Source organism: Streptomyces pseudovenezuelae (assembly GCF_001513955.1).
In the GTDB taxonomy this organism is placed as follows: Bacteria; Actinomycetota; Actinomycetes; order Streptomycetales; family Streptomycetaceae; genus Streptomyces; species Streptomyces pseudovenezuelae.
This window is the reverse complement of record NZ_KQ948146.1, coordinates 845966-860262: the sequence shown is the minus strand read 5'-3', so window position 1 is coordinate 860262 and position 14297 is coordinate 845966. Positions and strand designations below refer to the sequence as shown.

Annotated in this window: 12 protein-coding genes; 7 read left to right on the top strand and 5 right to left on the bottom strand. The window is 71.4% G+C overall.

Annotation, left to right across the window (positions count from 1 at the left end):
• The first annotated feature begins 33 nt into the window (after nucleotides 1-33).
• From AQI94_RS16000 to AQI94_RS15985, 4 genes are all read left to right on the top strand, one after another.
• Nucleotides 34-798 (top strand): DeoR/GlpR family DNA-binding transcription regulator, encoded by a 765-nt coding sequence (locus AQI94_RS16000; RefSeq protein WP_031048290.1) that lies wholly within the window; start codon nucleotides 34-36, stop codon nucleotides 796-798.
• Nucleotides 795-2132 carry a 6-phospho-beta-glucosidase gene (locus tag AQI94_RS15995; RefSeq protein WP_031048293.1) on the top strand — a complete coding sequence of 446 codons (1338 nt, stop codon included), beginning with the start codon at nucleotides 795-797 and terminating at the stop codon, nucleotides 2130-2132. The genes AQI94_RS16000 and AQI94_RS15995 overlap by 4 nt, the downstream gene beginning before the upstream one ends.
• Nucleotides 2133-2208: 76 nt before the next feature.
• Nucleotides 2209-5250 carry an alpha-mannosidase gene (locus tag AQI94_RS15990; RefSeq protein WP_031048297.1) on the top strand — a complete coding sequence of 1014 codons (3042 nt, stop codon included), beginning with the start codon at nucleotides 2209-2211 and terminating at the stop codon, nucleotides 5248-5250.
• Between the two features lie 3 nt (nucleotides 5251-5253).
• Nucleotides 5254-6504, top strand: a complete 1251-nt coding sequence (locus tag AQI94_RS15985) for an alpha-L-fucosidase (protein ID WP_031048300.1) — start codon at nucleotides 5254-5256, stop codon at nucleotides 6502-6504.
• A 259-nt stretch (nucleotides 6505-6763) separates the two neighbouring features.
• Here the strand turns inward: AQI94_RS15985 and AQI94_RS15980 are convergent, their stop codons facing one another.
• Nucleotides 6764-8437 carry a carbohydrate binding domain-containing protein gene (locus AQI94_RS15980; RefSeq protein WP_031048302.1) on the bottom strand — a complete coding sequence of 558 codons (1674 nt, stop codon included), beginning with the start codon at nucleotides 8435-8437 and terminating at the stop codon, nucleotides 6764-6766.
• A gap of 143 nt (nucleotides 8438-8580) precedes the next feature.
• The gene (locus tag AQI94_RS15975; RefSeq protein ID WP_031048306.1) at nucleotides 8581-9714 is read right to left on the bottom strand and encodes an ATP-grasp domain-containing protein; all 1134 of its coding nucleotides are present in this window, start codon (nucleotides 9712-9714) and stop codon (nucleotides 8581-8583) included.
• Nucleotides 9715-9977: 263 nt separating this feature from the next.
• Between AQI94_RS15975 and AQI94_RS15970 the strand changes: the two genes are divergently transcribed.
• Together AQI94_RS15970 and AQI94_RS15965 are read left to right on the top strand one after the other, a co-directional pair.
• Nucleotides 9978-10838 carry a metallophosphoesterase family protein gene (locus AQI94_RS15970; RefSeq protein ID WP_031048308.1) on the top strand — a complete coding sequence of 287 codons (861 nt, stop codon included), beginning with the start codon at nucleotides 9978-9980 and terminating at the stop codon, nucleotides 10836-10838.
• Entirely contained in the window at nucleotides 10835-11545 is a 711-nt protein-coding gene (locus AQI94_RS15965; protein ID WP_062229773.1) for a 4'-phosphopantetheinyl transferase family protein, read from the top strand. The genes AQI94_RS15970 and AQI94_RS15965 overlap by 4 nt, the downstream gene beginning before the upstream one ends.
• On the opposite strand, the gene AQI94_RS15960 is transcribed toward AQI94_RS15965, so the two are convergent.
• The gene (locus AQI94_RS15960) at nucleotides 11542-11781 is read right to left on the bottom strand and encodes a hypothetical protein (RefSeq protein ID WP_031052610.1); all 240 of its coding nucleotides are present in this window, start codon (nucleotides 11779-11781) and stop codon (nucleotides 11542-11544) included. The genes AQI94_RS15965 and AQI94_RS15960 overlap by 4 nt on opposite strands.
• A gap of 221 nt (nucleotides 11782-12002) precedes the next feature.
• Here AQI94_RS15960 and AQI94_RS15955 point away from each other — a divergent pair, with 221 nt between their 5' ends.
• The gene (locus AQI94_RS15955; protein ID WP_031052612.1) at nucleotides 12003-13025 is read left to right on the top strand and encodes an alpha/beta fold hydrolase; all 1023 of its coding nucleotides are present in this window, start codon (nucleotides 12003-12005) and stop codon (nucleotides 13023-13025) included.
• A 14-nt stretch (nucleotides 13026-13039) separates the two neighbouring features.
• Here the strand turns inward: AQI94_RS15955 and AQI94_RS15950 are convergent, their stop codons facing one another.
• Together AQI94_RS15950 and AQI94_RS15945 are read right to left on the bottom strand one after the other, a co-directional pair.
• The gene (locus tag AQI94_RS15950; RefSeq protein WP_031052614.1) at nucleotides 13040-13570 is read right to left on the bottom strand and encodes a hypothetical protein; all 531 of its coding nucleotides are present in this window, start codon (nucleotides 13568-13570) and stop codon (nucleotides 13040-13042) included.
• A gap of 32 nt (nucleotides 13571-13602) precedes the next feature.
• Entirely contained in the window at nucleotides 13603-14259 is a 657-nt protein-coding gene (locus AQI94_RS15945; RefSeq protein WP_031052617.1) for a helix-turn-helix domain-containing protein, read from the bottom strand.
• Nucleotides 14260-14297: the final 38 nt, after the last annotated feature.

Here is a 14297-nt window from a genome sequence, read left to right as displayed (position 1 = left end):
ATTTGATTGAAGATGACGAGTAGTGTTCACGCCGTGCTGGCAGAACGACGACACCAACTCATCCTGCGGGCCCTGCGCTCCGGTGGCCCCGCGTCCGTGACCGATCTCTCCGAGCAGCTGGGTGTGAGCCCCGCCACGATCAGGCGTGACCTGGTCAAGCTTGAGGAGGACGGGCTGCTCACGCGTGTCCACGGCGGCGCCGTCGTGGACGAGGGCGACCAGCCCTTCGCCGAGGTCGCCGAGGTGCGGGTGTCCGAGAAGGACGCCATAGCCGCGCACGCCGCCGCGATGGTCTCCGACGGCCAGTCCGTGCTGCTCGACATCGGCACCACGGCCTTCCGGCTGGCCCGGCAACTGCACGGCCGCCGCCTCACGGTGATCACCAGCAATCTGGTGGTCTACGAGGAGCTCGCCGACGACGAGGGCATCGAACTGGTGCTGCTCGGCGGCATGCTCCGCCGTGAGTACCGCTCCCTGGTCGGCTTCCTCACCGAGGACAACCTGCGCCAGCTGCACGCCGACTGGCTCTTCCTCGGTACCAGTGGAGTGCGTCCGGGTGGGCAGGTGATGGACACGACGGTCGTCGAGGTTCCGGTGAAGCGGGCCATGATCAAGGCCGGCGACAAGGTCGTCCTGCTCGCCGACGCCGCCAAGTTCCCGGGTACGGGCATGGCGAAGGTCTGTGGTCCCGAGGACCTGGACGTGGTGGTCACGAACGCCCCGGCCGACCCGGTGACCCGCTCCTCGCTGGAGGAGGCGGGCGTCGAGGTGGTCGAGGCAGGAAAGGTGCAAGAATGAAGCTGACGATTCTGGGCGGCGGCGGGTTCCGCGTGCCGCTCGTGTACGGCGCCCTCCTCGGCGACCGCGGCGAGGGCAGGGTCACCGAGGTCGTGCTGCACGACCTGGACGCCGGACGGCTGTCCGCGGTGACCCGGGTCCTCGCCGAGCAGGCCGCCCGGGTCGAGGACGCCCCACGGGTGAGCGCCACGACCGACCTCGACGAGGCCCTGCGCGGCGCCGACTTCGTCTTCTCGGCGATCCGCGTGGGCGGCCTGGAAGGCCGTGCCGAGGACGAACGAGTGGCTCTCGCCGAGGGCGTCCTCGGCCAGGAGACGGTCGGCGCGGGCGGCATCGCCTACGGCCTGCGCACGGTCCCGGTGGCCGTGGACATCGCCCGCCGCGTGGCCCGCCTCGCCCCCGACGCCTGGGTCATCAACTTCACCAACCCGGCCGGCCTGGTCACCGAGGCCATGTCCCGCCACCTCGGCGACCGCGTCATCGGCATCTGCGACTCCCCGGTCGGCCTCGGCCGCCGTATCGCGCGCGTGCTCGGCGCCGACCCCAACGAGGCCTGGATCGACTACGTCGGCCTCAACCACCTCGGCTGGGTCCGCGGCCTGAAGATCGCCGGCCGCGACGAGCTGCCCCGGCTGCTCGCCGACCCGGACCTGCTCGGCTCCTTCGAGGAGGGCAAGCTCTTCGGCGTCGACTGGCTCCAGTCGCTGGGCGCGATCCCCAACGAGTACCTGCACTACTACTACTTCAACCGCGAGGCCGTCCGCGCCTACCAGCAGGCCGAGAAGACCCGCGGCGCCTTCCTCGCCGACCAGCAGGCGCGGTTCTACGACGAGGTCGGCGCCCCCGGTGCGAAGGCGCTGGACGTCTGGGACCGCACCCGCGCCGAGCGCGAGGCCACCTACATGTCCGAGAACCGGGAGACGGCCGGCGCCGGCGAGCGCGACGCCGACGACCTCTCCGGCGGCTATGAGAAGGTCGCCCTCGCCCTGATGCGGGCCATCGCGCGCGACGAGCGCACCACCCTGATCCTCAACGTCCGCAACCAGGGCACGCTCGCCGTGCTCGACCACGACGCCGTCATCGAGGTTCCCTGCCTCGTCGACGCCAACGGCGCCCACCCCGTCTCCGTCGCCCCGCTGCCCGAGCACGCCACCGGCCTGGTCTGCTCGGTCAAGGCCGTCGAGCGGGAGGTGCTGGCCGCCGCCGAGTCCGCCTCGCGCACGACCGCGGTGAAGGCCTTCGCGCTGCACCCGCTGGTCGACTCCGTCAACGTCGCCCGCAAGCTGGTCGAGGGCTACACCTCGGTGCATCCCGGGCTCGCGTACCTTAAGTAGCATCCGTTTTTGGAAAGCGCTTTCTCCTGGCTTCCCGGCCCCACCAGCTCGCCCTCTCCCTCCCTGGAGACCTTTCATGCACGACGAAAGCCGCCGCATCGAGGAGCGCGTCCAGCGCGCCCACGACCAGCGCATCAAGCCCGCGATCTACGCGGCCACCGTCCCCTTCGAGGTCGAGGCCTGGCAGGCGCCGGGCGAGCCGGTCTCCTTCGAGGAGGCCGCGGCCGCCCGCTACACGCCCTTCGCGATGGACACCCCGTGGGGCCCGCCCTGGGGGACCACCTGGTTCCGGATGCGCGGCCGGGTGCCCGCCGAGTGGGCCGGACGGCGCGTCGAGGCCGTCATCGACCTCGGCTTCGTCGGCGACTGGCCCGGCAACCAGGCCGAGGCCCTGGTCCACCTGGCTGACGGCCGCCCCCTGAAGGCCGTCAACCCGCTCAACCAGTACGTCCCCGTCGCGAACCCGGCGGACGGTGGCGAGGAGATCGACTACCTGGTCGAGGCCGCCTCCAACCCGGACATCCTCAAGGACAACTTCTCCAAGGTCACGCCGATGGGCGACAAGCTCACGGCCGGCTCCGCGCCCCTCTACACCTTCCAGCGCGCCGACCTCGCCGTCCTCGACGAGGAGGTCTTCCACCTCGACCTGGACCTCCAGGTGCTGCGCGAGCTCATGGTCCACCTCCCCGAGCACGAGCCCCGCCGCCACGAGATCCTGCACGCCCTGGACCGGGCCATGGACGCCCTCGACCTGGACGACGTCTCCGGCAGCGCGGCGGCCGTCCGCGAGGTGCTCGCGCCCGTGCTGGCCAAGCCGGCCAACGCCAGCGCGCACACCATCTCCGGTGTCGGCCATGCCCACATCGACTCCGCCTGGCTCTGGCCCATCCGCGAGACCAAGCGCAAGACGTCCCGCACCTTCTCCAACGTCACCGCGCTCGCCGACGAGTACGACGACTTCATCTTCGCCTGCTCCCAGGCCCAGCAGTACGAGTGGGTGCGCGACAACTACCCGCACGTGTGGGCCCGCATCCAGGAGTCGGTGAAGAAGGGCCAGTGGGCGCCGGTCGGCGGCATGTGGGTCGAGGCCGACGGCAACCTGCCCGGCGGCGAGGCGATCGCCCGCCAGCTCATCCACGGCAAGCGCTTCTTCATCGAGCACTTCGGCGTCGAGACCAAGGGCGTCTGGCTGCCGGACTCCTTCGGCTACACCGCCGCCTACCCGCAGCTCGCCAAGCTGGCCGGCAACGACTGGTTCCTCACCCAGAAGATCTCCTGGAACCAGACCAACAAGTTCCCCCACCACACCTTCTGGTGGGAGGGCATCGACGGCACCCGCATCTTCACCCACTTCCCGCCCGTCGACACCTACAACGCCCGCTTCAGCGGCGAGGAGATGGACCGCGCGGTCCGCAACTACTCGGAGAAGGGCGGCGGGCAGCGCTCCCTGGCCCCCTTCGGCTGGGGCGACGGCGGTGGCGGCCCCACCCGCGAGATCATGGAGCGGGCCCGGCGCCTCGCGAACCTGGAGGGCTCCCCGAAGGTCGTCATCGAGCACCCCGACGACTTCTTCGCCCAGGCCCGCGCCGAGTACCCGGACGCCCCCGTCTGGGTCGGCGAGCTCTACCTGGAGCTGCACCGCGCCACCTACACCTCCCAGGCCCGCACCAAGCAGGGCAACCGCCGCTCCGAGCACAGGCTGCGCGAGGCCGAGCTGTGGGCGACGACGGCCGCGCTGCACGCGCCGGGCTACGCCTACCCGTACGAGAAGCTCGACCGGCTGTGGAAGACGGTCCTGCTCCACCAGTTCCACGACATCCTGCCGGGCTCCTCGATCGCCTGGGTGCACCGCGAGGCCGAGGCCGAGTACGCCCGGGTCGCCGAGGAACTGGAGGCGCTGACCGCCGAGGCCGTGGCCGCGCTGGGGGCCGGCGCCACCCGGGTCTTCAACACCAGCCCGTTCGACCGGGCCGAGGTGGTCCGTACGTCCGAGGGCGCTCCGGCCTACGTCGAGGTGCCCGCGAACGGCAGCGCGCCGCTGGCGGACGCCCGCCCCGCCCAGTTCGTGAAGACCGAGGGCCGGGTCCTCGACAACGGCCTGGTGCGCGTGGAGGTGGCCGAGGACGGCACCCTGTCCTCCGTGTACGACCTGCGGGCCCGGCGCGAAGTCCTCGGCGACAAGGGCAACCTGCTCCGTCTGCACACCGACCTCCCGAACTACTGGGACGCCTGGGACATCGACAAGCACTACAACAACCGGTACACGGACCTCCTGGAGCCCACGTCCGTCGAGGTCGTCTCGGAGGACCCGCTGCTCGGCGCGGTCCGCGTGACCCGGTCCTTCGGCAAGGGCTCGACGATCACCCAGACCATCACGCTGCGCGCCGGCAGCCCCCGGATCGACTTCGAGACCGACATCGACTGGCACGAGGCCGAGAAGATCCTCAAGGCCGCCTTCCCGGTGGACGTCCGGGCCGCGCACTCCTCCGCGGAGATCCAGTTCGGCCACGTCCAGCGGCCCACCCACACCAACACCAGCTGGGAGGCGGCCCGCTTCGAGGTCTCCGGCCACCGCTGGGTGCACGTCGGCGAACCGGGCTACGGCGTCGCGGTCATCAACGACTCGACCTACGGCCACGACGTCTCCCGCACGGTCCGCGAGGACGGCGGTACGACCACCACGGTCCGGCTCAGCCTGGTCCGCGCCCCGCGCATCCCGGACCCGGAGGCCGACCAGGGCAGGCACCGCTTCACCTACTCGCTGCTGCCCGGCGCGAGCATCCAGGACACCGTCGCCGAGGGCTACTCCCTCAACCTCCCGCTCCGGGTGGCGGACGCGTCCGGCGCCTCCGAGCCGGTCATCTCGGTCGACGGCGACGGCGTGACCGTCGAGGCGGTCAAGCTCGCCGACGACGGCTCCGGTGACGTGGTGGTCCGTCTCTACGAGTCGGGCGGCGGCCGTGCCCAGGGTGTCCTGCGCACCGGCTTCCCGCTGGCCGGCGCCCAGGTCACCGACCTGCTGGAGCGCCCGCTGGAGGACGCCGCCGTCGAGGAGGGGGGCGTGCCCGTCTCCCTGCGCCCCTTCCAGGTGCTGACACTCCGGCTGCGGAGGAGCTGACGCATGGCCGTCCAACCCTGGTTCACCGACGCCAAGTTGGGGATCTTCGTCCACTGGGGCATCTACGCCGTGGACGGCGTCCAGGAGTCCTGGTCGTTCTACGACGACATCGTCCCGCACGAGCAGTACATGTCCCAGCTGGAGCGCTTCACCGGCGCCCGGTACGACCCGCGTGCCTGGGCGGACCTGTTCGCCCGGGCGGGCGCGAAGTACGCGGTGCTGACGACCCGTCACCACGACGGCGTGGCCCTGTGGGACACCGAGCACGGCGACCTCGGCCTCGGCAAGGACTACGTCGGCCCGTACGCCGAGGCCCTGCGGGAGAAGGACCTGAAGGTCGGCCTGTACTACTCGCACTCCGACTGGAACCACCCCGACTACGCCTCCACGCGCAAGCCGGGCCGCCCGCCGGAGCAGGAGGACAACCGCTACTCCGAGGTCGCCGCCGAGGACGAGGACCTGGCGGCCTGGGAGCGTTTCCTCGCCTACCGCGACGGCCAGGTCCGGGAGCTCGCCTCCCGCTACCGGCCCGACCTGCTGTGGTTCGACGGCGAGTGGGAGCGCAGCGAGGAGCAGTGGCGCATCCCCGAACTCGCCGCGCTCGTCCGGTCGTACGTGCCGGACGTCGTCTTCAACGCGCGCATGCTCGGCGAGGGCGACTACGCCACCCCGGAACAGGGCGCTCCCATCGAACCGCCCGAGGGCCCCTGGGAGTTGTGCCTGACGATCAACGACTCGTGGGGGTACCAGCACCACGACCACAACCACAAGTCGCTCGCCCAGCTGATCCGGTACTTCACCGAGACCATCGGCGGGGGCGGCAACCTGCTGCTGGACGTGGGCCCGAGGGAGGACGGGACCATCCCCGAGCCTCAGGCCGAGCGCCTGGAGGGCCTGGGGGAGTGGATCCGCAGGCACGCCGAGGCCGTGTACGGGACCGTGCGCGGGCTGCCCGCCGGGCACCACTACGGACCCAGCACGCTGTCCGCGGACGGCCGGACCCTCTACCTGGTGCTGTTCGACGCCCCGCGCGCCGAAGTGGGCCTGCGCGGCCTGGTCACCCCGGTCCGCAGGGTCACCGTCCTGGGTACCGGCACGGAGCTGGGCCACCGGGTGGTCGGCGGGCTCCACGATGCCGTGGGCGTCGTGTGGATCGACCCGCCGCCCGGCGCCGACCTCGATCCGTACGCCACGGTCCTCAAGGTGGAGCTGGACGGGGAAGTGGAGCTGTACCGCGGGGCGGGCCGGTCCTGATTCCCATGGAGAACCAAGGAAGCGGTAACGCCCCCGGGATGCGGACGAACGGCGAGAGAAAGGTGGATCCGCGCCCCGCACGAGACGCGTCTGCGCACCCTGCGCGTCGAGTTGGGCCGTGACTTCTCCTCGGAGGCGACGCGGGCACTCGAACTCAGGTCGGGGCGCGTGCGGCCCGCCCGAGCGGCCGTCCCGGAAGCCGAACTGCCCCCACGCCTGGCCGAGTCGGCGCAGGCGTGGGGGTACGGGGAGGGATGACTCAGCCGGTGAAGCCTGCGGTGATCGAGGTGAACTGCCAGGTGCTCTGGCTGATGCCGGAGCAGTTGCTGACCACGCCACCGCCCGGGCACGGCCGGTCGCGGTTGACCGACCAGAAGGCGAGCCGGGCGATGTGATGCGAGTTCGCCCAGTCGCGGATCTGGGTCCAGATCGCCGGGGTCGTGTTCTCCTGCTGGTCGGAGAGCCCGTTCATGCCCGAGATGCCGATGTGGGAGTAGGCCGTGGCGTCGTCCCAGCCGAACGTCGACTTCAGCTTGGCCTTCAGGCCCTCCGTGGCGTTCACGGTGCTGCCGTACATGTCGGAGCCGCCGCCGAAGTCGAACGGCATGATGGTGAAGACGTCGATGTTCGCGCCCAGTGACTGCGCCTGCTCGATGAGCCGGTTGCCGTAGTAGGTCGGGCCGGTCGTGGAGGTGCCGAAGGTGACGATGGTCTTCAGGCCGGGGTTGTTGGCCTTGACCGTCTTCAGCGCGGTCAGGATCCTCGCCTGCACGGCCTCGTTCTCGAACTCGTCGGTGTTCTCGATGTCCATGTCGATCGCCTTGAGCGAGTAGGCGTCGATCACCTTCTGCAGGGCGGCCGCGAGCGCGCTCGCCGAGGAGCAGTTGGCGCCGAGCTTGCTGCCCTGCCAGCCGCCGAAGGAGGGCACGATGTCACCACCGGCGGCACGGATCTGGTTGATGGCGCTCTGGTCGGCACCGCCGGTCAGCGGCCTGCTGCCGTCCCAGGCGGGATTGCAGCCACCGGAGTCCAGCACGAAGGCCATCGTGAACCACTTGACGCCGGTCGCGCTCATCACCGTGCTGGGGCTCGGCGGATCGCCCCAGCCTTCGTACAGATAGGGCGCTGCCTGCTTGAAGCCGGTGCCGCCACCGCCCGCGTCGGTCGTCACGCTCACGGAGTTGGAGGCCCCGGAGGTGTTGCCGGCCGCGTCACGCGCCCTGACGGTGAAGGTGTACGCCGTGCTGGGCGAGAGCCCGCTGACGGTGGTGGACGTGCCGGAGGCGGTGAGGAGCCTGTTGGAGCCGCTGTAGACGTCGTACCCCGTGACACCCACGTTGTCCGTCGAGGCGTTCCACTTCAACGACACGCTCGACGACGTCTTGCCCGTGGACGCCAGTCCGGTCGGCGTGCTCGGCGCCTGGGTGTCCGAGCCCCCGCCGCCGGGCCCGTCGAGGCTGATGTCGTCGGCGTAGTAGGTGCCCTGGGCGTACCAGCCGTGGACGTAGACGGTGGCGCTGGTCTGCGAGGCGCCGGTGGTGAAGGAGACGGACAGCTGGCTGTACGCCGACGGCGATGTCGTCCAGGCGGAGGCCCCGCCGTTCACGCCGAGGTAGACGTAGGAGCCGCGTACCCAGCCGCTGAGGCTGTAGGTGGTGTTCGGCTGCACCGGGACGGTCTGGCTGCACTGGGCGTTGTCGCTTGAACTCACCGCGCCCGCAAGGGCTTTGGAGCCGCCGTGCACGGGCGAGGAGACGACCGAACCGAGGTTGCCGGTGCAGGTCCAGGGGGAGAGGCTCCCGGACTCGAAGCCGGGGTTGGTCAGGACGTTGGCCGCCTGAGCCGTGCCGGGAAGGGCGACGGCTCCGGCCAGCGCGAGAGCGGCGGTGCCGAGCAGAGCGAGGACTCTGGAACGTCTGAGTGGGTTGCGCACGCGATCTCCCTGAAGAAATGGGGGTGTTCGGGAGTGCAGAGAGGTGGTGCAGGGGGTGCGCAACCAAGTTGGTATGGACCAATCGGCCTGTCAAGATGAGCGGCAGAATTGGTCCATACCGGTGGGGGTGAGGTGAGGGCGACCTAGAGCGGCAGTGCCTGACCCGCTGCCTGGACGACGACCGACTCGGCGGCCGCGGGCGCCGGCACGGCGGGCAACGGTTCCGACACCTCGGCCCGCTGAGCCGGGATCGACACCGGCCGCAACTGCCTGGGCCCCGACACCACCGTGTAGTCCTGTCCCAGGAACGGCGGCTCGATCACCCCGGTGTCCTCACCGAGCGCCAACTGCACGGCGGCCCACGGGACGTTGACCCCGCACAGCGACAGCTGGTGCAGGCCGCCCGCAGGACGCGTGTTCACGTCCATCAGTACGGGCCGGTCGCCCAGCATCCGGAACTGGATGTTGGACAGGTAGTGCAGCCCGAACCCCTCGGCGATCAGCCGCGCCGGCTCCAGCCACTGCTCGTGCTGGGTGAACCCGCGCCGCCGGCCGTTCTTCGTACGGCCGATCGCGAGCCGCACCCGGTTGTCGGGTCCGGTGAGCGTGTCCACCGACACCTCCGGCTGCTCCAGGCGCGGCATGACCAGCCAGTCCACCTGCTCGTCACCCTGCCGGAGGGCCTCGACGACCATGTCGAGCGAGACGTAGGGGCTGGGGAACCCGTTGAGCTGCGCGAGCGAGAAGGGGGCGCGCGTGATCATCCGGAAGCCCACCCCGCCCGCGCCGGACGCGGGCTTGAAGCAGGCCTTGTGGCCGCCGGCCTCCAGCTCCTCGACGGCCGCGACCAGCTCGTCCGCGGTCCGCACCCGCCACCACGGCGGCACCGGCACACCGACCGCCTGGACCGCCTCGTAGGCGATCACCTTGTCGTGGAAGACGGCGACGGCCTCCGGCGGCGGCGCGAGCAGCGCCGTGCCGAGTACGGCGAAGTCGGCGCGGTGGGCGACGATCGCCGCCTGGTGCAGGCGCGGCACGAACACGTCGATGCCGCGCTTCTGGCACTGGTCGAGGGCGAACTCGACGTAGGCGGCCGGGGACAGCCCCTCCGGCTCCAGCTCGGCGGTGTCGGCCGCGGCCAGCACGGGCGAGTCGGCGTCGCCGTGCGTCGCATGGATCTCGACGGCTCTGTCGCTGGGATTTCGCCGCAGCTGATCCATGAAGAACACGTTCTCCGCGTACGTGCGGTTGAGCCAGACGCGTACGCGAGAATGCATTCAGGCCGCCTTTCGGGTTTTCGGGCAGGGCGAAGCGGGCCCGTGCCCGGGCAGGGTGATTGGAGGGACACCAAACCGCCCCTTGGAAGGGAAGTTCACTGCGGTGGTGTTGGGGCGATCATACGGCTTTCAATGGGCCACGCGTGCAACGCCCGTGTTACGGAATTCCCGATCATGGAACTGCGTCGCCCCGGGCCACCCTTGCTCCCGGGCGGACACCTGTGTTCTCGTAATCCCACTGAGGTGCTCGGAGGGGGCGAGAGGTGACATCGACGGCCGGTGGCGCGGCACAGCTCCTGGCCGTCAGTGACCTGCACATCGGCTATCCGGAGAACCGCTCCCTCGTCGAGCGGATGCGCCCGGACAGCGAGGACGACTGGCTCCTGGTGGCCGGTGACGTCGCCGAGACCGTCGCCGACGTCCGCTGGGCCCTCGAGAGCCTCGCCGGCCGCTTCCGCCAGGTCGTCTGGGCCCCCGGCAACCACGAGCTGTGGACCCACCCCAAGGACACCGTCACCCTGCGCGGGGTCGCCCGCTACGAGCACCTCGTCGAGATGTGCCGGGAGCTCGGCGTCCTCACCCCCGAGGACCCCTACCCGGTCTGGGACGGCCCCGGCGGCCCCGTCGCCGTCGCCCCGCTGTTCCTGCTGTACGACTACTCCTTCCTGCCCGCCGGCTGCGCCACCAAGGAGCAGGGCCTGGAGTACGCGCACGGCACCGGCATCGTCTGCAACGACGAGTTCCTGCTGCACCCCGACCCCTACCCGTCCCGCGAGGCCTGGTGCCGGGCCCGGGTCGCCGAGACCGAGCGCAGGCTCGCCGCCCTCCCCGACGACCTGCCCACCGTCCTGGTCAACCACTACCCGCTGGACCGGCACCCCACGGACGTCCTGTGGTACCCCGAGTTCGCGATGTGGTGCGGCACCACGCTGACCGCCGACTGGCACCGCAGGTTCCGGGTGGAGACCATGGTCTACGGCCATCTGCACATCCCGCGGACCACCTGGCACGAGGGCGTCCGCTTCGAGGAGGTGTCGGTGGGCTATCCGCGGGAGTGGCGCAAGCGGACCGAGCCGCCCGGCCGGCTGCGCCGGATCGTGCCCAGGGAGGTCGGCGCGCTGTGATCGAGGAACTCCTGCCGGACTCGGTGGTGGCCGTCGAGGTCCACGGCCACGACGAGCCGGAGAACGCCGCGCTGTACCCCGAGGAGGCCGCGCTAGTCGCGCGCGCCGTCCCCAAGCGCCGCCGAGAGTTCACCGTCGTGCGGGCCTGTGCCCGCCGGGCCATGGAGAAGCTCGGCGTGCCGCCGCAGCCGGTCCTGCCCGGGGAACGCGGCGCCCCGCGGTGGCCGGCCGGACTCACCGGCAGCATGACCCACTGCGACGGCTACTGCGCCGCCGCCCTGGTCCGCGCCGGCGACCTGGCCTCGCTCGGCATCGACGCCGAACCCCACGGGCCGCTCCCGGACGGCGTGCTGGAGAGCGTCTCGCTGCCGGGGGAGCGGGTCAGGCTGCGGGAACTCGCCGCGGCGAACCCCGCCGTCCACTGGGACCGGCTGCTGTTCAGCGCCAAGGAGTCCGTCTACAAGGCGTGGTCCCCGCTCACCGGCGAGTGGCTGGACTTCGCCGAGGCCGACATAGACATCCTCGTCACCCCCGGAACGCCCTACGGCGGCACGCTGCGCGCCGAACTCCTCGTCCCCGGCCCGCTGGTGGGCGGCGAGCGGCGCGGCGTCCTCCAGGGCCGCTGGACGGTCCGCGACGGCCTGGTGGCGACCTCGGTGACCGTGCCGTACGCCGGAGCGTGCGGCACGGCCCCTCGTCCTCGCTAGAACTCCGGCGGGCACCAGCTCTGCAGCAATCTGAAGAACGCCTCCTCGTTGCCCGCGAGCCCCGCGTCCGCCAGGGCCTGCTCGGCCTCGGCGAGGACCGCCGGCGGGACGACCGGTGGCCGGGCGGTGTCGGGTGGGCCGGCCGCCGTGTCGAAGGCGGCTCGGACCGTGTGCAGCAGCCGCAGATACGCCTGGACGGCGGTGCGCTCACGGTCGGTCAGTACGGCGGTGGGCATCGGCGGCTCTCCCCAAGTCGTTGTCGGTCATACGGGCGTGCATCTCCAGCTTGCCGCCCACCACTGACAATCCGGGTTCCACGCCCCTTCGTCCGCCCGCTTAGCGGAGGCGAAACCTCACCGAAATCAGCGTGCGGAAAGCAGCCTTACGCTGGGAGGAAGGGCTTGAGGAAGGGCTTGCTGCCACCGTGCGGCGGCCAGGACCAGGGGAGGGCGAGCACGTGGTCGACCACCCGCGCCGGCGCCCGGTGCGCGCCGTCCGGCTGCGCCCGGTGGGCGACGCCGAACTGGAGTTGCAGTACCGCGTGGTGCACGGGTACCGCCGGGCCTTCCGCAAGGCGGGCGAGGGGCCGCCGCTCGTCCTCATCCACGGCATCGGCGACTCCTCGGCGACCTGGGCCGAACTGATCCCCGACCTCGCCCGCACCCACACCGTGATCGCCCCCGACCTGCTCGGCCACGGCGACTCCGACAAGCCGCGCGCCGACTACTCGGTGGCCGCGTACGCCAACGGCGTCCGCGATCTGCTCACCACCCTCGGCATCGAGTCCGCCACCCTGGTCGGGCACTCGCTGGGCGGGGGAGTGGCCATGCAGTTCGCCTACCAGTTCCCCGAGCGCACCGAGCGGCTCATCCTGGTCAGCGCGGGCGGTGTGGGCCGTGAGGTCAACCCCGTGCTGCGGCTGGTGTCCCTGCCCGGCGCCCACCTGATGCTGTCCTCGCTGCGGCTGCCCGGCATGCGGCTCCAGGTCGGCCTCGCCGTGCGCCTGATGAAGCTCCTGGACACCGATCTCGGCCAGGACGCGCCGGACCTGCTGAACCTCGTCGACGCCCTGCCCGACGAGACCGCCCGCAACGCCTTCATCCGCACCCTGCGCGCGGTGGTGGACTGGCGTGGACAGGTCGTCACCATGCTCGACCGCTGCTATCTGACCGAAGGCATGCCGACCATGCTGCTGTGGGGCGACCGGGACAGTGTGGTGCCCGTACGGCACGCCTTCGGGGCGCACGAGGCGATGCCCGGCAGCCGTCTGGAGATCTTCGAGGGCGCGGGCCACTTCCCCTTCCACACCGACCCGGCCCGGTTCGTCGCCCTGGTCGAGGAGTTCACGGCCACCACCGCCCCGGCGGACTGGAGCCGGGAGCACTGGCGGGAGCTGTTGCGTGAGGGCAGCCCGGGCAGCGCGCGGGCGCACGGCGGGGAGCGGGAGTTGCGCGAGGCCAGCGAGCGCAGCGCGACCTGACGCGCGCCGAACCCTCAGCCCTGCGGGCCCAGATACCCCAGCGAGGCCTCGATCCGCCCCGCCAGCCGGTCCCGCTGCACCGGCCCGCGCAGCGGTGAACCCGCCAGCCAGGTACGGCACCTGCTGGCCAGCAGCAGGCCGAAGCTCTCCGCCTCCCGCTCGTCGTCGAGCTCGAAGCGGCTGCGCGCGGCGACCTTGCGCACGGTGGCCTGCAGATCGGCGTCGTCGTGCAGGAGACGGGCGGCGACCGCCGCGCCCTCGACGTGGTGGGAGCAGTGGCCGGCGTTCATGTGCCACAGTTCGTGGCCGAGGATGACCAACTGGTGGTCGGGGGCGGTGCGTTCCTCGATCACGACGAGGTCCTGGTCGGCCATGTCGAGCCACAGCCCGCTGGCCGTGCCGGGCGGGAAGGGCGCCGTACGGAAGTGGACCGGGCGGCCCCGGCGTCTGCTCATCGCTTCGCACAGGGCGCCGTAGAGGTCCTCGGGCCGTGCCGGGGCGTCGAGTTCCAGCTCCGCCACCAACTCGCCGCTCAGGCGGCGCATGTGCTTACCGATGCCCACAGTTGTCTCCCGGATCAGGACTCGGGCCGCTTGACGCTCTCCAGGAGCATGTCCAGCCACTCGGCGACCTTGTCACGGTGCTGGTCGGTGGGCAGCTGCGCGGCCCGCCAGGCGATTCCCCGCACGCCGTGGTCCTGCAGCAGCCGCTCCAACGGGTCGCGGGCGGCCAGCGCGGCCTCCCGCTCCCGGTCGGCGAGCTTGTGCAGGAGCTCCTGCTCGGTGTGCTGGAGCGCACCCGCGAGCGCCTCGGGGTCCTCGGCCGTGAGGAACCCGGCGTGCACGCGGAAGAACCGCTGGATGGCGTCGCAGTGCTCCATGGTGGGGCGCCGGTCGCCGTTGATGAGGGCGCCCGCCTGCTGCCGGGACATGCCCGCCCCGTCGGCGATCTCCTGCTGGGTGTACTTGCGCCCGTTGGGCTTGAGCCGGGTGCGGCGCAACAGGTCGAGCCGCTGGAGGAACCGCGCCTGGACGTCCGGCTCACCCGCCCGGCGCCCGCCGAGCAGGACCTTGACCACGGTTTCGGGGACACCGGAGGCGACGGACAGCCGACCGGTGTCGAAGACCTGCGCGTGCGGCACGCCGAGCCGGTCGGCGAGTGCGGTGACGCGGGCGACGACGGCCGTCAGTACGACCGTTGCCGCGTCGTCCGGGCTCTCGAAGCCATCCGACACCGACTGATCTCCTACGTCTCTCACCCGACTTCTCACAG